15 protein-coding genes and 1 pseudogene are annotated in these 21,500 nt (G+C 65.9%); 13 read left to right on the top strand and 3 right to left on the bottom strand.

Annotated elements, in window-relative coordinates; all coding sequences use genetic code 11:
• Window positions 1–307 precede the first annotated feature (307 nt).
• The 3 genes from HS104_16925 (at window position 308) to HS104_16915 (ending at window position 3,592) form a co-directional block, all read left to right on the top strand.
• On the top strand, window positions 308–1,117 hold the full coding sequence (locus HS104_16925; protein ID MBE7481650.1) for a hypothetical protein: 810 nt from the start codon (window positions 308–310) through the stop codon (window positions 1,115–1,117).
• A gap of 290 nt (window positions 1,118–1,407) precedes the next feature.
• Window positions 1,408–2,889, top strand: a complete 1,482-nt coding sequence (locus tag HS104_16920) for a transposase (GenBank protein ID MBE7481649.1) — start codon at window positions 1,408–1,410, stop codon at window positions 2,887–2,889.
• Between the two features lie 244 nt (window positions 2,890–3,133).
• Window positions 3,134–3,592, top strand: coding sequence for a hypothetical protein (locus HS104_16915; GenBank protein MBE7481648.1), 459 nt, complete (start codon window positions 3,134–3,136; stop codon window positions 3,590–3,592).
• A 156-nt stretch (window positions 3,593–3,748) separates the two neighbouring features.
• Here the strand turns inward: HS104_16915 and HS104_16910 are convergent, their stop codons facing one another.
• The gene (locus tag HS104_16910) at window positions 3,749–8,227 is read right to left on the bottom strand and encodes an ATP-binding protein (protein MBE7481647.1); all 4,479 of its coding nucleotides are present in this window, start codon (window positions 8,225–8,227) and stop codon (window positions 3,749–3,751) included.
• Window positions 8,228–8,387: 160 nt separating this feature from the next.
• Here HS104_16910 and HS104_16905 point away from each other — a divergent pair, with 160 nt between their 5' ends.
• From HS104_16905 to HS104_16895, 3 genes are all read left to right on the top strand, one after another.
• Window positions 8,388–9,869, top strand: a complete 1,482-nt coding sequence (locus HS104_16905) for a transposase (protein ID MBE7481646.1) — start codon at window positions 8,388–8,390, stop codon at window positions 9,867–9,869.
• 331 nt (window positions 9,870–10,200) lie between these two features.
• Entirely contained in the window at window positions 10,201–11,676 is a 1,476-nt protein-coding gene (locus HS104_16900) for a hypothetical protein (GenBank protein MBE7481645.1), read from the top strand.
• A gap of 60 nt (window positions 11,677–11,736) precedes the next feature.
• On the top strand, window positions 11,737–12,849 hold the full coding sequence (locus HS104_16895) for a hypothetical protein (protein MBE7481644.1): 1,113 nt from the start codon (window positions 11,737–11,739) through the stop codon (window positions 12,847–12,849).
• Between the two features lie 5 nt (window positions 12,850–12,854).
• Here HS104_16895 and HS104_16890 read toward each other — a convergent pair whose 3' ends face one another.
• The gene (locus HS104_16890) at window positions 12,855–14,450 is read right to left on the bottom strand and encodes a hypothetical protein (protein ID MBE7481643.1); all 1,596 of its coding nucleotides are present in this window, start codon (window positions 14,448–14,450) and stop codon (window positions 12,855–12,857) included.
• Window positions 14,451–14,681: 231 nt separating this feature from the next.
• Here HS104_16890 and HS104_16885 point away from each other — a divergent pair, with 231 nt between their 5' ends.
• Together HS104_16885 and HS104_16880 are read left to right on the top strand one after the other, a co-directional pair.
• The gene (locus HS104_16885) at window positions 14,682–15,221 is read left to right on the top strand and encodes a lecithin retinol acyltransferase family protein (GenBank protein MBE7481642.1); all 540 of its coding nucleotides are present in this window, start codon (window positions 14,682–14,684) and stop codon (window positions 15,219–15,221) included.
• A gap of 8 nt (window positions 15,222–15,229) precedes the next feature.
• Window positions 15,230–16,219, top strand: a complete 990-nt coding sequence (locus tag HS104_16880; GenBank protein ID MBE7481641.1) for a hypothetical protein — start codon at window positions 15,230–15,232, stop codon at window positions 16,217–16,219.
• A gap of 23 nt (window positions 16,220–16,242) precedes the next feature.
• Here HS104_16880 and HS104_16875 read toward each other — a convergent pair whose 3' ends face one another.
• A complete protein-coding gene (locus tag HS104_16875) occupies window positions 16,243–16,566 on the bottom strand; it encodes a hypothetical protein (protein ID MBE7481640.1) in 324 nt (107 codons plus the stop codon).
• 155 nt (window positions 16,567–16,721) lie between these two features.
• On the opposite strand from HS104_16875, the gene HS104_16870 reads away from it, so the two are divergent.
• The 5 genes and pseudogenes from HS104_16870 (at window position 16,722) to HS104_16850 (ending at window position 21,328) form a co-directional block, all read left to right on the top strand.
• On the top strand, window positions 16,722–16,877 hold the full coding sequence (locus tag HS104_16870; GenBank protein ID MBE7481639.1) for a hypothetical protein: 156 nt from the start codon (window positions 16,722–16,724) through the stop codon (window positions 16,875–16,877).
• A 1,329-nt stretch (window positions 16,878–18,206) separates the two neighbouring features.
• Window positions 18,207–19,166 (top strand): annotated as a pseudogene (locus HS104_16865) (transcription elongation factor GreAB).
• Between the two features lie 147 nt (window positions 19,167–19,313).
• Window positions 19,314–19,673 carry a DUF559 domain-containing protein gene (locus tag HS104_16860; protein ID MBE7481638.1) on the top strand — a complete coding sequence of 120 codons (360 nt, stop codon included), beginning with the start codon at window positions 19,314–19,316 and terminating at the stop codon, window positions 19,671–19,673.
• Between the two features lie 127 nt (window positions 19,674–19,800).
• Window positions 19,801–20,913, top strand: a complete 1,113-nt coding sequence (locus HS104_16855) for a transposase zinc-binding domain-containing protein (protein MBE7481637.1) — start codon at window positions 19,801–19,803, stop codon at window positions 20,911–20,913.
• Window positions 20,897–21,328, top strand: a complete 432-nt coding sequence (locus HS104_16850) for a hypothetical protein (protein MBE7481636.1) — start codon at window positions 20,897–20,899, stop codon at window positions 21,326–21,328. Before HS104_16855 ends, HS104_16850 begins: the two co-directional genes overlap by 17 nt.
• The last annotated feature ends 172 nt before the right edge of the window (window positions 21,329–21,500 follow it).

Here is a 21,500-nt window from a genome sequence, read left to right as displayed (position 1 = left end):
GACCTCGCGGATCACCGCTCGGACCGCGGGACAGGATCGCGATAGGCATTGAACACGGCCTCTCTAGCAGCACAGCAGGGGCGGCGTTCGCTGCTGCACGAGCGGATTTTGAGCGGGATTTTCGCGCGATCCGCGCGTGCGCCGAGCGGGGCGCGGGCGGGGTCTGCGACGGGTTACCTGTCGCTATCATGTCGACAAGCGTAGCAACGGGAGAACACCTCTGCTTCGAGAAACGGCCGTCCCTCCAAGAAAGTCATCCAGATGCGCTGCGCGTCCATTGGTGTCGCATCTTTGGTACCTTCTTGCGATGCCGCGCAGGAAAGCGCACGAGACGCTGATCGAGAGGGTCCATGAGCTGGTGGTGGAGGGTGAAGCATCATTCGCCGACGCCGAAAGCCTCAGAAGAGAAACCCTTGCTGTCTGTGGCGAAAAGGTGACGCGCTCACTCGGCCTTCCAAACGGGGAACGCTACCTGGCCATGCGAATGCGCGAGCACTCCGATCCCCATCGAATCGAGAACACTCGCGAGCTGGTTGAGGCTCGGAATCCCGTCGCTTTGCCTATCATCCTGAGCATGCTCAAAGCAGCACTGCATGCTCCGGACGAGCCGAAATTCCGCCAGGCTGCCCTTGAGTTTCTGAGCTTGGCGATCCGGCGGAGCGGTGCCAACCGGCAGTGGACGACGGCGCGCCTACGCTTCGAGCTCATCGAACCTCGATTCGGCGTTCAAGATTGGTACGAGGTCGAGAAGACCCACGGCCAGGTGAACATCAGGCACCGCGGCGTTCGCGGTCCGACCGAGAAGGCCCGCGCCGACACGAAGAAGCTCGTGCACTTGATCTGCGAGCGCGGGGTGCTCTGCACCTACCGTGGGTGCGAGGGAGCACGACAGGGCCGGTGTCCACAGAGCGACCGGGGATGCACCCGCGAGGCCTCGGACGAGGTCGTCGCGGCGATCAGCCTGCTCCTTGCCCCGGCGGACCGCTTCGCTCAGGCGATCAAGAGGGGCAAGATGACCGTCTCGGCCGTGATCGCTGCGGAGGAGCAGGCGATCAAGAAGGTCCGCTCCAGGAAGGGGATCTCGCGAGCCAGGAAGGTCAAGAAGCGGGCGGACTGAGCGGAGACGCCCCGGGGACAAAATAAAATTGCTCCGTCCCCTTACGCGAGCGGGGGCCGACGCCCGACCTTGCGGCGCATGCGCGACACCAAGAGGCTCCCTCTATCACCCCAGGAAATCCGGCAGGCAAGCGTCATCGCGGTCTGCGACCCCTGAGCGAGCGAAACAGCGGGGTTTTGGGTTCACCTGGCTGGCACGCCGCTCGCTGAGGCGGCAGTGGCGTGGGCCACCCTGCACATGCGCTCGCACAGCCCGAGCGCTCGCGCTTCCGCCACCGGCCGGAGAGGACCGTGCTCTACCAGACGGTGGCGGAGCACTGGCCGGCGTTCCTCGAGCGCGCGGAGGAGCACGGCGGACTGCCGCGCTTCGTGGTGAAGGAGTTCGAGGAGTACCTTCGCTGCGGGCGTCTCGAGCACGGGTGTCTGCATCTGGTCTGTCGCGAGTGCGGCTACTCCGAGCTCGTCGCCTTCTCCTGCAAACAGCGCGGATTCTGCCCCTCCTGCCTCGGTCGGCGGATGGCGGACACCGCCGTCCACTTGGAGCAGAGCGTCCTGCCGCGCGTGCCCATTCGCCATTGGATCTGCTCACTGCCCTGGGGACTGCGAGCCTTGCTCGGCTACGACCGGAAGCTCTGCGCCGAGGTGGTGAGCGCGTTCATGGCAGAGGTGGACCGCTCACTGCGCTGGCGAGCGAAGCGCCAGCTCGGGCTAGCGAGCGTCGCAGACGCGCACACGGGCGGCGTGGCCGCGGTGCAGAGGACGGACAGCGCGCTGCGCCTGAACGTCCACTTCCACTCGCTGGTGCTCGACGGCGTTTACGTTCACGAGAACGACGACCCGCGCTCGCCGCTCGAGTTTCGCGAGCTCGACACGCCCACGCGAACCGACATCGCCGAGGTGGCCGCGCGCACCGCCGCTCGCGTCGAGAAGCTCCTCCGAGCGCACGGCAAGAGCCTCGACCCCGAGCTCGTCGAGGACACGCCACCAGAGCTCGCCCTCGACGAGCCTGGCCTGGCCGCCTGCTACGCCGCCGCCGCGCAGGGCCTCTCCGTGAGCGGCGACCGCGCTGGCCAGCCGCCGCTTCGCCTCATCGCCTCGCCCGACCCACCCGCGCGCCCCCGCGCCGTCGATGCGACCGACCAGCCCATCGCAGAGGTGCGCGGTATCAACATCCACGCCGTGCAGGTCGTGGACGGGCGGGACCGCCGTCGCGTGGAGCGGCTCTGCAAGTACATCACGCGCCCCCCCGTCGCGCAGGACCGCCTCGAGCGCCGCGCGGACGGCAAGCTCGAGCTGACGTTCAAGAAGGTGTGGCGCGACGGCACGCGAGCGCTCGTGTTCGAGCCAGCTGACCTCATCCCGCGGCTCGTCGCTGCTGTGCCCCCGCCGCGATTCCACTTGCTCCGGTACTTCGGCGTACTCTCGAGCCACTCCTCGCGCCGGCGTCTCGTCGTGCCCACGCCCGCGCTCGACGACGCGACCGCGAACAAGCCCCCGCCTGCTCGCGGCGATCAGCTCGAGCTGATCGGCGACACGGACGACGCGCCCGCACCCCGAAAGCGGTGGGCCTGGCTCCTCGCTCACGTCTTCGCCGCCGACGTGGAGACCTGCCCGCGCTGCTCGGGGCCCATGCGCTGGGCCGAGGTCGCCAACACCCGCGCCCAGATCACCCGCCTGCTCGCGGAGCATGGCCTCGGCCCGAGGGCCCCGCCTGCGACCCGTGTCGGCGTTAGCGTGCCCGAGCAGTTGATGTTGGGGTTCGGGAAGGAGTGAGACGTCGGTGAGCGCCTCGCCGAAGGCGGAGCTGTGCCCTGCGCAGCCGGCGACGCGGAGAATCTCTGCCGAGCTGCGTCGGACGCCCGCCGCGCGAGGGTTCGCGGGCAGCACTCGACCCGAGCTCCGCCGCCGCGTATCTTGGACTCGGTGGGTTTTGACAGATGGAAACTCCTACGCGCAGTGCTCCGATGAGTTGTTGGAATCTTGCGCTCCGCAACCGCTGCGGGACGTCCTCCCCGAGTTGTCGCAAAACCCTCGCGATCATGCGCGGGCGCGACCACTCTTCAGAATCGACGCGAAGGGCCTCGGCAACTGGCACCTCTTCGTCATCGTCGCCGAGGGCTGCGTCCTCCTCACCCTCATCATCGCCCCCGTCATCGCTGTCGTCATCGCTGTCGTCATCGCTGTCGTCATCGCTGTCGTCATCGCTGTCGTCATCGTTCGCGAGGGACGCCGCGAAGGCAATCGCCGCGGATACCTCCTCATCAGTGACCTCGTCGTCGTCCTCGTCGTCGGCGACGGGCGCGAATTCGCCTGGGATGCGAACCCGGCGGCCAGCAAATGCCCGAACGGCGAAGGCCTGGAGCTCGTCCAGGCGGTACTTTCCGGGGTTCGAAAGGTAGACCTCTTCGGAGCCTTGTTCGAACGTTACCTCGCGGAAGACATTGACGAGCTCCTGCCGCGTGAGGGACATGATTAAGGTCTCGACGTCCCCCCGATACGAGTGCGCCAACGACTTTCGCCGTTCGTCGTTCTCGCGCGTCGGAGTCAGGCCTCGTTCGCGCATGAGGCGAACGAGCGCGCCCCGGCCCAAGAGGTCCAAGATCTGTCGGGTTGAAACCGTCACGGCACCCCCTCACCGGACCGTTGCGCCTGCAACGGCCGTCTTGGTCCCTCCGCCGTGTTGCGTGAACCGCGGCCGGACGTGCAGCTTTTGGGGACGCAGCGAAAAGCGCTTGTCCGTCGCTCTCTGCGCCCAAATCAATGCCTCGCCGGGCGCCAACGCGGCCAAGTGGCCCTCGGAAACTCCCTCGAGCGCGACGATCGCGCTTTTCAGGTGCTTCAGCCACTGGGGTGACGTCATCCGATGGAGGATGAGAACGGAGGTGAGCTCGATCACAGCGCGGGGCACCGACAGCGGGTCCTGACTCGCGATCACAACGCTGGTGGCTTGGTGCCGCATCTCTCGGATCGTCTCGACCACCTGCCCGATCAGGTCCGATTCGGTAATGTACTTGTGCGCCTCGTCGAACACGACGAGCTTGTTGAACTCGTGCCCATCGAACTTCGTCGCCGCGAAGATCCTGAGCATTACGACGAAGAGGCCAAGCGCCTCATCCTTTTCGATCCACTCGTCGCGCAGGTCAACGATGACGGTGCGGCCGGGCCGCAGCAGCACACCGAGTCGCTTGCTGTCGTCAATGTACGGTTCTGCGAGGTTAATCCGATCATCGGCGAGCCGTTGCGCGGCAGGCGCGAGCTGAGCTGCGGCAACATCTTGACGGAATTTGTCTAGCGTCAGCGCATTCCGGTGACGCCGCATGATCGCGACGAGCTGCCGGATGTAGAGGGAGTCGTTGCCGTAGGCTCCGAGCAGGAACTTCCATGCCTCGGTGTCGAGCTCTGCAGAAGCGAACGTGATTGGCTCAACCGTCACCCCAGGGTACTCGCGACGCCTCTGCTCGACCTTGGCTGTTGGCACGAGCAGCACCACGTCCCGGAGTCCGGCTGGGCGGGCACCGTACTCGAGCAGAAGTCGATCGACTTCGCTCTGCTTTCGATTCGGTGCGACCGCCGACGCGTACTCGGGTTCGTAGGCGTCGCTCTTGTGGTAGTGAAAGATGACGGTCGCGAGCGGCGACGGCAGCACGTTGATGCCCGGCACCGAAACAGATGCCATCTCCGCAATCACCCCCAAAGTGTAGGACTTCCCGAAGCCCTGAACGCCGAACAAGCTGATCGTGTTGCAGCCATTCAGGTCCACCGCGACTTTGTGCGAACCGCTCGCGCCAATCACGCCATATTGTGGCGAAAACTCGGTGGCCCCGATGAGGATGTCGGCAATGCTCGCGGGTGCGGTCGCTGGTTCGACGGGGTGTGGGGTTGGTTCTGGCTGTGCAGCGGGCGCCGCGGGTGGAGCCTGAGCTGGGGGTGCCTCCGCCGACGGCAGGGTCCCGACCGAGCAGGGTGGGCCTGGCGACATAGGAGGTTGGGTGGGGCCGAGGGACACGGCGGAAGCAGCCGGAGCAGGCGGTGGCGGGGCTGCGCTCGGGGTCGAAATCTCCGGCGGGGCCTTCGGTTGGTACGCCGGTGCACGTTGGCTGTCGCGGATGGACGGCGCGGCCGTGCGCGGCGGCGCGGGGTAGGCAGCTTGCGCCACCCCGGTGACCAGTGCGTTGCGGAATAGCGTCAGTTCGTCATCGCGGAGGGCAGCAGCCTCGGCACTGCGGTCCACGGACGACGGTGGAGGTCGGTAGGACCCGCCCTGGCGCTCGCTGAGGCGGGAGTTGCGGTCGACCAGACGCCCCGCAGCATCCGCCAAAAGTTGCCGCGCTTTGTCCCCACCGAAACGATGGACTGTGAAGCCAGGCTCCTCCTCATCGACGTGGAGGCCGTGGCCCTTGTGCTCGAAGACGACGCCGAGGGAGCGAATGTCGAGCTCATACCCTTCGTCCAAGCGCTCGAGCATGCTGAGCGCTCGCTCGGTCTCCTCCGGCGACAGCAGCTCATAGCGCCTCGCGCGTCGAACATAGAAGGAAAGCGCACTGGCGAGCTCCTTGGAGCGCAGCGCTCCGTCGGCGCGGGGCTGTGGGTACAGGTCCTGCGCGAACAGCGTGCGGAGCTGCTCGGCCGTACTCTCTGTCTGGCGGCGCATCGAAGCGTACAGATCGCTCCGCGCACTTGGATTCAGCTCCTCACGAAGTTTCACCTCGACGATGTCGAAGCGCAGCATGTTCGGCTCCTGAAACCCGACCAGCAGCAGGTCCGCTCGTCGTTGCGCGGTACCGTCGTCGTCGAACCAGGATCGATGTGCATCGAGCGGTATTACAACACGCTGTTCGAGGAGCCCGACGCGTTCCAGCAACCACCTAGCAAGCAACAGTCCAACCACCTCCGCCGCCTGGTTACGTCCCCCCTCAAGCTTGAGGGCAAGCCGACCTGAGAGCGACCGGAGCGTCTCCAACACCAGCACCTCATCGCCCGGTTCGACTGGAAGTCCGTAACGGGTCATGATCGGGCGAACGAGGTTCTCGAGCTCGACGTGACTTCGCGTCGTGAGCAGGATGCGCTGCCGGTCTTCGTGAAGATACTCCGGCGCGAAGTCCAAGAGATACCCAGCTTCTCGTGCAGACGAGGGGCTGTCGAAGTAGTCGAGGCCGAGGTTTCGGTCGAGTGTGAGCACCCAATCTGAAACATCGTGAACCTGTTTCAGGAGGGCTTGCCCAGCCGGGTCCAGTTGAAGCGCAACGACTGGGGCAAGTGTCGCATCGACCGGGAGCCCCGTGGCGAGACTGGCCTGAACGCGCTGCGCACCCGCAACGGCCGACTGAAGCAACGCTTCCTGATCAGTCGCCCCCGGTCGCGCCAGCGGACAAAGGCCTTTCACCCAACCGAAATGGGACGGGGCCTGGTGTTCCACACGCGTCTCCGGCTCCTGCACCAGCCCACCGACGTAGGAACCGCGGCGGAGGTCGTCGACACGCCCGACTCGGCTGTGCACCACGAACTGCTCGAGCAGAATCGAAACGTGCGCCGGGAAGCGCTCGGGATTCTGGAGAAACTCACCCACCGGGCAACGAGCGAAGACCAACTTCGGCAAAAGATGATTGTTGGTTCCGAGTGTGAACTCGTCATCGCTGCCGACCTGCCGTTCAGGGTCAAGCAATCCCTCGAGACCGTCTCCCGTCGTGTCCACGAACTCCGCGGCCGCGAACAGCTGCACGGCGTATCGCAGCGACGGGGGGGTTGGACGAAGCTGACCTTTATCGTCGTAGAGGCGAATCTCCTCCAGGTACCGGAGCACGTCGGCAACAAGCCGACCGTCGCCAGGATTGAACACGTTTAACCTCAACTGGTCGACGTACGGATGCTGCTCCAGGTACTCGTAGAGGCGGGACGCGACATCCCACGTGTCCACCGTAGTCAGCGCGATATTCCGGTCTCGCACGCCCATGTGCGACAGCACTCGGTCCCGCGTCGCGACTGCATCAATCGGAAGATCTCCCTCTCCGCGATCGGGTAGGTAGAGCGGCCAGAACTGCGTGAGCGGAGTGTGCTCGACATATCCACGCCCGCGCCGGTCGAAGAGCACCATCGGAAGATTCATTGGAAGCAAGTCTTCTCGCAGCTGATCGGTGAGCTGACGCCAGTCCGGCGCCTGCTTGGTCTGCTCTTCCCACGCCTGGACTGCGTCGGCACAGACCTGGGTATGCCGAAAGTGCCACAGCAGCCGAACGGGATGCGTCGGGGCGACCAGCAGCGCCCTGCCAGGGTCGCCAGGGCTGTGGCGCCACCGCAGCTCGATGACGTCAAGGTGTCCGAGTGCTCGCACAACACTGGCAGCGGAAGCCGCTCGATCAGCGGCGACGGACAGCCCTGCGAGTTTCACATACGCCTCGGCATAACGCTCAACCAGCTCGCGGAGTGGGCCAAGATCGACACTCTCGACGAGACCCGCTCGGCGGGCGATGTCCTCGCCGGCGTCACCGTCGCGCTGAAGGTGATGCTCGCTTATGGCCAGGAACAGGGCCTCACGACTCTCGAGGAAGACCGCGGCCTCGGGGCTGTCGCCGAGGGACACCACTTCTTTCCTTCTCACCTCCACGTCCGAAAGAGAACGGGCGTCAACGAAGGACAGCGTGTAGACCCCAAGCTGACCTGGATGCTGGAGGATCTCCTTCTCGATTCGACGGAGCAGCGAGGGCACAATCACCGAAAAACCAGTGAATCCATCACCGCGAAGCTCGAAGTGCACGTCGCCCTTGAGCGGTGCACCCATGGGCTCATCCCATTCGCCCCTCACCTCCGCGCGGTTGGGGACCAACTCCCTCTGCTTCGGCCCGAGCGACCGCTGGGCAACTCGCACCCAGGCGTCGAGCAACGACGCTGCGAAGGTTGCACGTACCTCATCGGGCTCGACGCCTTCAGCGCCCCGAACGACGAGAAACCTCTCCGTTTCGTTCTCCGCGCGGCTGCTTGGATCGTTCGCGTCCACTCGCCGAGGCGCATGCGTCAGCAGGGCGCCGTCGGTGTCGTAGCCGTCGATCCTCACGTAGTAGGTCCCCTCTTCAAGGGACTGAAGATCCGCTACCTTGATGGAGCGCGTGACCTTCACGTGTTTCTGGGGCTTCGGAAAACTGAGCGAGCGAAACAGCGGGGTTTTGGGTTCACCTGGCTGGCACGCCGCTCGCTGAGGCGGCAGTGGCGTGGGCCACCCTGCACATGCGCTCGCACAGCCCGAGCGCTCGCGCTTCCGCCACCGGCCGGAGAGGACCGTGCTCTACCAGACGGTGGCGGAGCACTGGCCGGCGTTCCTCGAGCGCGCGGAGGAGCACGGCGGACTGCCGCGCTTCGTGGTGAAGGAGTTCGAGGAGTACCTTCGCTGCGGGCGTCTCGAGCACGGGTGTCTGCATCTGGTCTGTCGCGAGTGCGGCTACTCCGAGCTCGTCGCCTTCTCCTGCAAACAGCGCGGATTCTGCCCCTCCTGCCTCGGTCGGCGGATGGCGGACACCGCCGTCCACTTGGAGCAGAGCGTCCTGCCGCGCGTGCCCATTCGCCATTGGATCTGCTCACTGCCCTGGGGACTGCGAGCCTTGCTCGGCTACGACCGGAAGCTCTGCGCCGAGGTGGTGAGCGCGTTCATGGCAGAGGTGGACCGCTCACTGCGCTGGCGAGCGAAGCGCCAGCTCGGGCTAGCGAGCGTCGCAGACGCGCACACGGGCGGCGTGGCCGCGGTGCAGAGGACGGACAGCGCGCTGCGCCTGAACGTCCACTTCCACTCGCTGGTGCTCGACGGCGTTTACGTTCACGAGAACGACGACCCGCGCTCGCCGCTCGAGTTTCGCGAGCTCGACACGCCCACGCGAACCGACATCGCCGAGGTGGCCGCGCGCACCGCCGCTCGCGTCGAGAAGCTCCTCCGAGCGCACGGCAAGAGCCTCGACCCCGAGCTCGTCGAGGACACGCCACCAGAGCTCGCCCTCGACGAGCCTGGCCTGGCCGCCTGCTACGCCGCCGCCGCGCAGGGCCTCTCCGTGAGCGGCGACCGCGCTGGCCAGCCGCCGCTTCGCCTCATCGCCTCGCCCGACCCACCCGCGCGCCCCCGCGCCGTCGATGCGACCGACCAGCCCATCGCAGAGGTGCGCGGTATCAACATCCACGCCGTGCAGGTCGTGGACGGGCGGGACCGCCGTCGCGTGGAGCGGCTCTGCAAGTACATCACGCGCCCCCCCGTCGCGCAGGACCGCCTCGAGCGCCGCGCGGACGGCAAGCTCGAGCTGACGTTCAAGAAGGTGTGGCGCGACGGCACGCGAGCGCTCGTGTTCGAGCCAGCTGACCTCATCCCGCGGCTCGTCGCTGCTGTGCCCCCGCCGCGATTCCACTTGCTCCGGTACTTCGGCGTACTCTCGAGCCACTCCTCGCGCCGGCGTCTCGTCGTGCCCACGCCCGCGCTCGACGACGCGACCGCGAACAAGCCCCCGCCTGCTCGCGGCGATCAGCTCGAGCTGATCGGCGACACGGACGACGCGCCCGCACCCCGAAAGCGGTGGGCCTGGCTCCTCGCTCACGTCTTCGCCGCCGACGTGGAGACCTGCCCGCGCTGCTCGGGGCCCATGCGCTGGGCCGAGGTCGCCAACACCCGCGCCCAGATCACCCGCCTGCTCGCGGAGCATGGCCTCGGCCCGAGGGCCCCGCCTGCGACCCGTGTCGGCGTTAGCGTGCCCGAGCAGTTGATGTTGGGGTTCGGGAAGGAGTGAGACGTCGGTGAGCGCCTCGCCGAAGGCGGAGCTGTGCCCTGCGCAGCCGGCGACGCGGAGAATCTCTGCCGAGCTGCGTCGGACGCCCGCCGCGCGAGGGTTCGCGGGCAGCACTCGACCCGAGCTCCGCCGCCGCGTATCTTGGACTCGGTGGGTTTTGACAGATGGAAACTCCTACGCGCTTGCTTTCCTCCACCTCACGGAACGCAGTGTACCGAGTTTCCTGAAAGGTTTTGATCGCGTTTTCGGCCGGGGCAAACAGGGGGCGGCCGGACAGACATCTTCCCGCGCGAGGCCCATCCATGGCTGCTCACAGTGGTATCCTTCGCTCGTGCCCCATCCGCGCAGACCGAGGAGGTTCAGCGAAGCGGCAGTGCTCGCCATCGGCGTCCTGACCACCCAATGCGTCGAGTCCCTGCCGGCCGCGAGCCCCGACACCTACTCCGCTATCTGCGACGGAGACGGCGAATGCGCGCGCTTCTGCGCCAGCGTCGAGCACCGGAAGCGAGAGAAGTGCGAGAGCGACCAACAGTGCGAGGCGCGCGCTCAGGATTCCGTCAAGGCCCAATGCATCGAGGGGTGGAACAGCAGCCGTCCTCGCACCGCTGCCGCGAAAAGCGAACCGCTAGTCGATGAGTCGTTCGCGGGGTGCGTGAAGCGCGAGAAGCGCGACTGCAAACACACCTGCAAGGTCTCGGAGACGGGCGACATCAAGGGTTGCACATCGTCATGTGAATCCTCCGTTCCGCTCATGTGCGCGCACCGGCTCGTGAAGGAGTGCGGTACAGCCGAGGACCGCGACACCTGCGAGAGCCGCATCAAGGCGGACGTGAAGCTGGCGGATCCAAGTTTGGCTCAACAGATCTGGCCGGAGCCTGCGCCGCCAACGCCAAAAGAACCGGCGTGCCCCGATCTTCCACGGAGCACTGACCCGCAGCTCGAAGCGAAGATCACCGAGACGGGAGCGGCGGCCGCTGCCGATTGGCGCGCGACCAAACGTACCGACCTGCCGGGGGACATGGGTGCCATCGTCGAGTACGAGCCAACCGAAACCAACAAGGGGCCTGAGGGACTGGGCCTGCCGATCCACTACGCTCGCACGGACATCATGACTCGTGACCGGGTCATCACACTCCTCGGCACTCAAGAGCAGGAGTGGAGGGCTTGCCGGCCCGTGCTCTCGCTAACCGGAGGTGAACCCGACACGCTCGTGTTCCAAGACATCATCTGTGGCGCGAACTGTTCGGGTCGCAGAGACGACGACATCGTGCTGAGATTTTCGAACGGCCGATGGTCGCGCCCCAAGGCCGTGCCGAAACGCCCCTACACACACCAGGACTGGGACGGTGACGGCGTACCTGAGTTCACCTACCCGATTCTTTCGATGAAAGCGTACGATTGCTCGGACACCATGTGCCGCTCATTGGCCGCCAACATCGTCGAGGTACGCGGAATCGAGCAATGGGATGGCGTGCGGTTCACGGCCAACTTGAGCGCGCTCCTGCCCTGGTACAAACGGGAGGCGGAAAGAGCCCGAGCCCAGGCAACGAACAACGAGGGGGAAACGCAGGCGAAGGAACCCGATGACTGCCCCGCAAACGCCCTCTCGCTCGCAGCCGCCCGCTACATCTACGGCGTGGTAGACGGGGAAGCGAAGGCGGACGCAATGGCTGCGGCTGACCGATTCGCGAGGAGACTTGATACGTCGGCGTGCACGATCGATTGGTCGGCATTGCGGTCTCGCGCGATGGCTGCCAAGTTGCCCCGTTTTGGCGCATCGACCTCGAAGATGAAGCCACTAAGGTAGCCTCCTCGCCATTAGTTCAACTCTCGCGAGCCGGTGATATCCTTTGGCGTAGGTGGGTTAATGCCCGGCTGGTACGTTCGTAGCGGCAATTCGGAGCCCGTTGGCCCGGTCGATGATGAGCTGGTCTTGCGGGGCATCAGAGCGGGCAAGATTCCTACAGACGCGGAGGTCTGCCGACTCGGAGACGCCTGGTGCCCGATCCTCAGCGTAGAGGTGTTCCGCGCAGCATTCGCGTCTGGCGCGAGCGCTGCGCTTGCCGCGCACGAAGCACTGCCTGCGCAGGCCGCGCCCGCTCCAATGGACTTCGTGCAACCCGCCACGCCGGCCTATGTACCGGCACCGTATGTGGCGGGGTCGCCGGCAACGGCCAAGTCAAGTTCATCGCGCCTTGTTGTCGTGGCAATCGCAGCATCCGTGCTGCTCGTGCTGCTCGTCTGCGGCATGACGACCGGACTTGGAGCTTATCGCGAGAGCGACTTCTACCAGCGCAGAGATGCATACCGGCGCGCCGAGTTGGCTACGGTCGCAACGGAGCGCCTTGAGTGGTACGCAGTCGCGTACGAACGTGAGTCCAGCGAGTCGCGACGCGTCGAAGTGCGCGTGAAGATGACCAGCATCGCCACCGAGCGCGTCCGGTCGGATCTTCGGCAAGATCGCGTGGCCGAAGCAGTCGAGTTCATCGAGACGAGGGCGGGTCTTCTGCGGCGCGCGGGGCTAAACGACCTGGTGGGACAGCTTCAGTCCGAGATTCGCGCCAATCCCGGTTTTGCGAAGCTGATGCAAGCTCGCGCTGCGGCGCAGGCTGAAGCGGCTCGACGGGGCACCCCGAAAGATCACGAAGACGCGATTGCGGACGCCAAACAGCTCCTTCTGGAGAGCCTCAAAGCACCAGGGTCTGCTTCGTTCGAGAAGGCCCGCATCGTCTACGCAGATCACCCAAGGTACATCGTGCACCTGATCGTGGACGCCCAGAACAGCTTCGGGGCGTACATTCGCGAGGGCTACCTCGTTGCGCTTAAGCTGAATCCGGGCACAGACCAGTTCTCCTACAACAAGTTGTTTGCGGTGCAGCGGACGGAGGGTCGCGAGCCAACCAACGAAGAGGTGACCGCCACGAAAGGACTGAATTGGTCGCCGTCGCCCGATCCATCCGCCGACCCGCCGTCGAAGTAGCCCAGCTAGTCGTCGTCGGCAGCCCGTGCGGCTTCTTCATCCCGCCTCCGACCCACACTGCGAAGCACGCTTCCCTCCAGCTGCTGCTCGAACACGGGCTTCAACGAAAACCGGATGTTGCCTCCGTCGAAGGTGCCTGTTCGGCTGTATCGATCCCAGTTCACCATCCTCACGGGGCCAGGTTCTTCCCCGTTGAAAGTGGTGGCGTCGAAGCGCATCAACCAGCCCGCCCCAATGTCGGCCAGCACCGAGACCGAGTTCTTGTCGGCGACGTGAGCCAACGGTGCCGAGCGAATGGCCTGCAACAAGAACACAGTCGGAGCTTGCTCGTTGGGAAGAATGAACTCGCGCGCCAAGATGTCATCGAGCAACGCGCGCACGCTTTGATCTGCCTCCGGCGAGACTCGAACCGACTCACCGTCCGCGAACCTGGCCGGGCCGTTCGGGGCCAGCACTTTGCGGACGTCGCTCATCTGGATGTCGAGCGCGATGCCGGCCTCGGCTTCGAACGCCTCCAGCTCGCGCGCGAGGTCGAGCGTCCCGCCATCGCCGTCGGGGTTCAGCGTGGGCGTCACCTTGGCCAACGCAGCCACCAGCGGCTCGAAGCTCTCCACTTGGAGGAGCTGATGGTGCTTCGCGATGGCCTTCACCGCCGCAGTCTCGGGCCCAAGGATGAGCACGGCACGGCCCTTGGCCCATACCCACTGTTCTTCTTGGCGCTTCTCGTGCGAGTGGTAGCTGCTCCGCTCTTTCGCCCTCTCGGGGAACACACGCTCAAAGGCGTCTTGGAGGGCGCGGGTCTTGACCTGCTCCGGCGACGGCTGCCACCCGTATCGACGCTGTACGCTTTCGAGTCGGAACGTAACGAGCCGTCCTTCGGCGTCGGCTTCGCGGATCGCGCGAACACACGGGTCGTCTTCACTCGGTCGCTCACGAGGCCGTCCATAGGGATCGCGGGAGGCTGGGTTCAAGCTCTCTCGGTACGACTGCTCGATCGCCTGGTCGGGCACCATCGGCATCCCGTCGTCGTCGTGCAGCTTCGGTGCGAGCGGTTGGATGAGATCGGGTAAAGCCACAAGCTTGTAGCCGGGGTTCGCGGGCTCGACTCGTGTGGTTCGGACGCCGGCCCCCTCGAAAAAGTCGTGATCGCGGCTGCTGTCCGGGATGACCACGAAAGCGTTTCGAACGCTCTTGGCCGCGTCCTTGAGCACTTCTCGGACGCCGCCATTGCTGTCGGCCCCGTCTACCTGAGTGCACTTGTGCGCACCCGACTCTTGGCGCTTGAGCAAGAACGCTGCGACCGCTTCGGGCAGCGCCGGGTGGAGAATCAGCGTCGTGCTGACCAAAGCGGCGTCGATCAGCGAGCGTAGCTTCTCCGGCGTCCAGTCGAGCACACCGGCCAAAGCGGAGAGTCGATCCTCCTTGTCATCCAGGACGAAGTCGTAGCCCTCCTGATCGTCGTTCACGAGCTTGGAAAGCCGGGTCTCGTAGGTTGCGCCGCTCCCTTTGCCGACCCGCTGGCACCACTCGTGCGCCAACATCTTCTGCTGCCATCCCAGTTCTACGAGCCGCTCCTGAATCGCCTTTGCCAAAGCCGTCATGAAAGTCTCCCTTCCCCGAGCAATCTGACTTGCCCGCAAGCTGAGCGCGAGTCGAAACTCTTGCTCGCAACTTGAACGCGGCCGGCGCTCTCGGGCATTCCGTACGGTCGTGTTGCTCGCTACCGGAGGCGGCGTGACGCGTCGCGTGCAGGCGGGCTGGCGGTCACCGTTGACCCAGGGGGTGCTGTGGTTAGGTTGTCGCCCTCACTGCCAGGTTGGGCCGTGTGTTTCGTGGATGGTGCCAGGCGATCCGCCTTCGCGGCCGTAGCCAACAGCCCCGTCGAGGAGGGTATTCAAGTGAGCATGGTTCTGAAGAGAGGCGACAAGATTCGAGTTCGTGGCCCCTACGCGACTTGGCACTACGGCATGTACATCGGCCGGTACTTCGATGATCGGCGCGGCTTGATCGAGCACGCCGTCGTCCACAATTCGAAAGTGCAGCACGGCGTGGTCATCGATGGCCTCGCGCGTTTCTCCGGCGGGAAGCAGGTCCAGATCGAGCGGCGCGCGGTTCCGGGCTATGAAAACGTCGTTGCGCAGCGCGCTCTCAGGTTGGTGGGCTCCGAGTACAACCTGCTCAAGTTCAACTGCGAGCACATGGTGAACGTGGCGCAGACTGGCGAGCACAAGAGCCAGCAGCTCCGAAACGCCGCTGGGCTTTCGGCGTTGGGTCTGTTCGCGCTTGCCCTGGTGGGCTCCAGCGACCGGCCGCGCTACGACAGGACCGTCGGTCGATACCGCGACAAGCAGGGTCGCTTCGCTTCCAGGTGAGTGGTCCGATGAGTGATGGAAATGCGCTCGCCCGCCTGGGAGAGTACGAAGTCGCCCGCGCCGTCGAGAAACTCCGCGAATCGCCGCTTCGCTCGCGTGCTGAAACCGCCATCTTGGCCGTACTGAACGTCATTCCCTACGCCGGAGGCTCTATCGCCAGCGTGCTGTCTGCCTACTCGACTGAGAAGAAGTTCGAACGGGTCTTTGGCACGCTCGATGCACTCAGCAGTGCCATCAAGGATACGCACACGAAGGTCGAGGAGATCCTGACGAAGGACCAGGTCAGCGAACTGCTTGACGAGGCGCTGCCCCAGATCGCGACGGTGAGCGATGACGGGAAGCTCCGGTATCTCCGCACCGGTTTGATCACGAGCTTCACCTCCAAGACATTGCCCTACGACACCAAGCACTTCTTCCTCACGGTGCTGGCTGGACTAACGTACTTGGAACTGCGCGTGCTGCGCGTGTTGTACTGCGACGGAGACCCATACGAGCATGTCGTTTACGAACAGCCCGACCCTCCGCAGGATCTGAGTGAATCTGGACTCCGGATCGCATGCTCGTTTCGTGGAGAAGTCCTCGCGGGCCTCCACGCGGCCACGGTGTCCGGCCCAGCGGCTGGGCGCATAGTGGTCGGCGGCCTCACGGGCGGGCACAGGTCGCTCAAGGAGTGGAGGGACGACGGTCAGAGGCCCAGACTGATAGAACACATCGGGCTTCGTATCGCTGACGACCCTGAGATGGTGCGATTGGTCGCGGCGCGCCTCGATGCGTCTGGGCTCACCAAGATGTTGCCGGTGCTCCAACATCGGCAGTATCGCGTGCTCGAACAGCGTCGGGAGGCATATGTGGCCCCCGGCTCCGCGCTGACCCTGACACATGCTCACCTGCCGAGCGCTGGGACAGTTCTGCTTGCTGATGCGCCTAAGTTCACGCCGATCGAAGAAGCTCGGACGACCCTCGGCGAGCGTCTGGTCAAGTTCGCGATGAGCGCTTGACGCGGCGTGGGCAGTCGGGGGGGTCAGCCCGAGAACGCCCGCTCAACCTCGCCGAAGATCTCCCGCGCCCTGACCAGCCCGAGCTGAGCAATCGCCTGACGGAGCTGCGCGTCGAGGCCGATTGAGGCTGCGCGACGAGGTGTCCTACGCGCAGCGGCCTTCTTGGTGGCGCGCTTCGCCTTGCCCGCCTTGTCCTTCGACCGAATCACGTAGACGTACCTGTCGGAGAGCTTGATGCCCCTCTTCTTCGCGGCGGCAACTATCTCCTGCGCTGAGGCGTTGGGCAGGGTGCGGACGAACTCGGTCTTGGAGATCCTGGTTTTGCGGCGAGCTTTCTTGGAGGCCATCTTGCCGCGGTACCAGCCATGGCGGCCTGCGACAAGATCTGACGTTACTGCGGAGTCGTCCAAGACGAGCCTTCGGCGGATGCCCTCTGGCTACTTTTCGCGGGCCTCTTCGGTAGTTTCCCGACTGCCACACCCAGCGGTCGCCGTCGATTCCGATGCAGAGCAAGGCGCCCTTCACCGCCACCGTCTGGGGCTGGGGCTCGGTGACCTTCGGCCCGAGCGACGTGTACACCGCGTACGTGTCGTACGCGTACCCAGCGGGGATGGGGACGAAGCTGATCAATACGGTCGAGATCCCGGTGGTGAAGTAGGTGCCCCCACTCGCGGCGCTGCGCGCCGCGGTCTCCCCCTTACGCGGCAGCGCGCGCCGGCTCACGTCTTGCCAAGACCACCGGCGCCCTGCCGATGGCGCGCGCTGCGCGCGTGGGGGAGACGCGTCGCTCCGAGACTGGCGCATCACTGTGACTCGAGGGCAGGCGACGCTCCGAGCTCGTGTCCGCTCGCTTCGATGACGGCGTCGTGAGCTTCCGCGCCGCTGGCTCCTGCCGGCACCGCGGCCGGGCTCTGCCCAGGTGGCGCACGAGTCGCGCCAGCCGCTGTGGCTTCACGCCGCGTTTTCCCGAGGTCGCCGCGCCGAGGCGCATCGCGAGGACCGAGGCGGCTGTCACGCCTCCTGCTTGCGTTGGGAAAGCTTGGATGAGGAGGATGCCATGTAGACACAGCTGAAACTTCATTTGGGACCCTGCGGGTTCGAGTCCCGCACGGCAAAGGTTGGCCACCACCCGGAAGCGAGTCTTGCGTGGCCCTACGACCGCGAGAGCGGGAAGGAAGGCTGCGAAGCGTAGACAGCGAGGGCGTGGGCCGCGTGATCGAGCTTCGAGAGAGTGAACGTTGTCGAAGCTGGCGTGGTGCAAGACATCGCCGGCAACATCGATGCGCCGCGAGGCGGCGAGACCGCGAACGATGGTGAGGACTGAGGCACCGGCACGAAGGCGAGAGCCGCCGGCAACAGCAACTCCGCACCACAGTTCGTCCTCAGGGCTAGGCGCGGAGATTCGACCGGAGTCAAGAGCGCGGCATGCGTCCGAGGGTCCCAGGAACCAAGAGACCCCATCGTCTCCGGGGCGCTGCGCGTCAGCGCCACCGGTACCGTCGAGCCAAGGGACAACCGAAGCGAAGCGGGACGGCCGGTGGAGTCGGAGTCGCACATAGTACCGAAGAAGCGGGGACAGTCGCCCGAACGACCCCGCGGAGGAAGGAGCGGCCGGGTCACGGAACCGTTTGGAGGAAAGAATGACCGGACACCGAATCCGGAATCAGTCTCAACGAAAATCGAACGGATAGCGAAACGCGCGAGGAGATGCGCGGCGTGGGACTGAACACGCTCGCGCATTTCATCGACATCGATTGGCTACGCGAAGCGCATCGGCGCACTCGCAAGGATGGCGCCTCGGGCGTCGATGGACGGACTGCGGAAGAATATGCGGCGACTTGGAGGTAACCTCCGCTCGCTGCTCGACCGCGCGAAGTCCGGCGACGCCTATCGCGCGCCCCCGTGCGGCGTGCACATCCGAAACCGGGTGGGTCGAAGACTCGCCCGATCGGCATCCACCTTCGAGGACAAGGTCCTTCAACGGGCGGTGATGATGGTGCTCGAAGCTGTGTACGAGCAGGACTTCTGGACTGCTCGTTCGGGTTTCGGCCGGGGCGCGGCGCACGACGCACTGTACATGCTGCGTGAGAGCCTGATGTCGATGGCTGGGGCTGGGTGCTCGAAGCGGACATCGAGAGCTTTTCGATTCCGTGGACCGCACCAAGCTCCGAGAAATCCTCGAGCGGAGGGTGCGCGATGGGGTGCTTTGCGACTCATCGGCAAGTGGCTGAATGCTGGTGTGATGGAGGACGGGCATGTCTACCGCCCGGACTCCGGCACGCCGCAAGGTGGAGTGATCTCGCCACTCCTGGCGAACGTCTACCTGCAGAGGTGCTCGACGAATGGTTCGAGTGTCAGGTCAAGCCACGGCTGAAAGGCCGGCGGTTTTGATCCGATACGCGGATGACTTCGTCATCGTCTTCGAGCAGGAAGAGGACGCTCGTCGCGTTCTGGACGTACTGCCAAAGCGATTGGCAAGTACAACCTACGCCTCCACCCAGAGAAGACCCGGCTGGTTCCGTTCCGCAGGCCGCCTCGGCGTCGAGTCCCTCGTGGACCCGACCATCGGCGGCCGGGGACCTTCAACCTGCTCGGCTTCACGCACTTCTGGTGTCGGTCACGGAAGGGCTTCTGGGTTGTACTGAGGAAAACCGAGACATCCCGCCTCAGCCGGGCGCTCAAGGGCATCTCGCTCTGGTTGCGCCAGAACCGGCACGAGCCGATTCGCAGACAGCATCGAGCGCTGGTGAAGAAGGTCAGCGGCCACTACGCGTACTACGGTGTCACCGGGAACTACTTGGCGCTGGACTCGTTCCGGTACTGGGTCCGGGTGCTGTGGTGCAAGTGGTTGTCGCGTCGTTCCGACACCAGCGGCGGAATGCAGGCGATGAACGTGCTGTTGGAAGCGTACCCGCTTCCTCGGCCGGTCATCTCGCATGCGATCTGATCAAGCGCAGTGAACCCGTGGCCTGACGAGCCGGATGCAGGAAATCTGCACGTCCGGATCCGTGGGAGCCCTGGAGGAGCAATCCTCCAGGGCCACCCGGCGCCGTGGGTGGGCAAAGCCCGGCCGCGGTGCCGGACAGGAGGCGCCATGTCTTGGAAGACCACTCACTCGCAAGTCATCGAAGCTCGGGCGCGCGCCATGCGCTTTGCGCAGACGCCCACGGAGGAGGCGCTGTGGCGGGAGCTGCGTGGCGGGAAGCTGGGCGCGGTCGTCCGACGTCAGTACGTCGTCGGCCGGTACATCGCGGACTTCGCCGTGCCCTCCGTGCGCGTCGTGATTGAGGTCGATGGCGCGTACCACGCCAGCCGGCGTGCGGCCGATGCGCGCCGGGACCGGGAGCTTGGTCGCCGCGGGTGGCGGGTGTTGCGGCTGCCGGCGGAGCTCGTTGCCCGGGACCTCAGGGAAGCGGTCGCGCGCGTGCGCGCGGTGCTCGGCAGCGATGGGTGACGGTGGCACCCGCCGGGTGTCACGAAGCGCGTCGATCGCCACCTGAGTTCGCCACTCGCCACCTTGGAGCGAGCGAAACAGCAGGTTTTGGGTTCACCTGGCTGGCACGCCGCTCGCTGAGGCGGCAGTGGCGTGGCCACCTGCACTGCGCTCGCACAGCCGAGCGCTCGCGCTCCGCCACCGGCCGGAAGGACCGTGCTCTACCAGACGGTGGCGGAGCACTGGCGGCGTTCCTCGAGCGCGCGGAGGAGCACGGCGGACTGCCGCGCTTCGTGGTGAAGGAGTTCGAGGAGCACTTCGCTGCGGGCGTCTCGAGCACGGGTGTCTGCATCTGGTCTGTCGCGAGTGCGGCTACTCCGAGCTCGTCGCCTTCTCCTGCAAACAGCGCGGATTCTGCCCTCCTGCCTCGGTCGGCGGATGGCGGACACCGCCGTCCACTTGGAGCAGAGCGTCCTGCCGCGCGTGCCCATTCGCCATTGGATCTGCTCACTGCCCTGGGGACTGCGAGCCTTGCTCGGCTACGACCGGGCTCTGCGCCGAGGTGGTGAGCGCGTTCATGGCAGAGGTGGACCGCTCACTGCGCTGGCGAGCGAAGCGCCAGCTCGGGCTAGCGAGCGTCGCAGACGCGCACACGGGCGGCGTGGCCGCGGTGCAGAGGACGGACAGCGCGCTGCGCCTGAACGTCCACTTCCACTCGCTGGTGCTCGACGGCGTTTACGTTCACGAGAACGACGACCCGCGCTCGCCGCTCGAGTTTCGCGAGCTCGACACGCCCACGCGAACCGACATCGCCGAGGTGGCCGCGCGCACCGCCGCTCGCGTCGAGAGCTCCTCGAGCGCACGGCAAGAGCCTCGACCCGAGCTCGTCGAGGACACGCCACCAGAGCTCGCCCTCGACGAGCCTGGCCTGGCCGCCTGCTACGCCGCCGCCGCGCAGGGCCTCCGTGAGCGGCGACCGCGCTGGCCAGCCGCCGCTTCGCCTCATCGCCTCGCCCGACCCACCGCGCGCCCCGCGCCGTCGATGCGACCGACCAGCCCATCGCAGAGGTGCGCGGTATCAACATCCACGCCGTGCAGGTCGTGGACGGGCGGGACCGCCGTCGCGTGGAGCGGCTCTGCAAGTACATCACGCGCCCCCGTCGCGCAGGACCGCCTCGAGCGCCGCGCGGACGGCAAGCTCGAGCTGACGTTCAGAGGTGTGGCGCGACGGCACGCGAGCGCTCGTGTTCGAGCCAGCTGACCTCATCCGCGGCTCGTCGCTGCTGTGCCCCGCCGCGATTCCACTTGCTCCGGTACTCGGCGTACTCTCGAGCCACTCTCGCGCCGGCGTCTCGTCGTGCCCCGCCCGCGCTCGACGACGCGACCGCGAACAAGCCCCGCCTGCTCGCGGCGATCAGCTCGAGCTGATCGGCGACACGGACGACGCGCCCGCACCCCGAAAGCGGTGGGCCTGGCTCCTCGCTCACGTCTTCGCCGCCGACGTGGAGACCTGCCCGCGCTGCTCGGGGCCCATGCGCTGGGCCGAGGTCGCCAACACCCGCGCCCAGATCACCCGCCTGCTCGCGGAGCATGGCCTCGGCCCGAGGGCCCCGCCTGCGACCCGTGTCGGCGTTAGCGTGCCCGAGCAGTTGATGTTGGGGTTCGGGAAGGAGTGAGACGTCGGTGAGCGCCTCGCCGAAGGCGGAGCTGTGCCCTGCGCAGCCGGCGACGCGGAGAATCTCTGCCGAGCTGCGTCGGACGCCCGCCGCGCGAGGGTTCGCGGGCAGCACTCGACCCGAGCTCCGCCGCCGCGTATCTTGGACTCGGTGGGTTTTGACAGATGGAAAC

Source organism: Polyangiaceae bacterium, assembly GCA_015075635.1.
GTDB lineage: Bacteria > Myxococcota_A > Polyangia > Polyangiales > Polyangiaceae > JADJKB01.
This window is presented reverse-complemented; position numbering and strand designations above follow the sequence as displayed.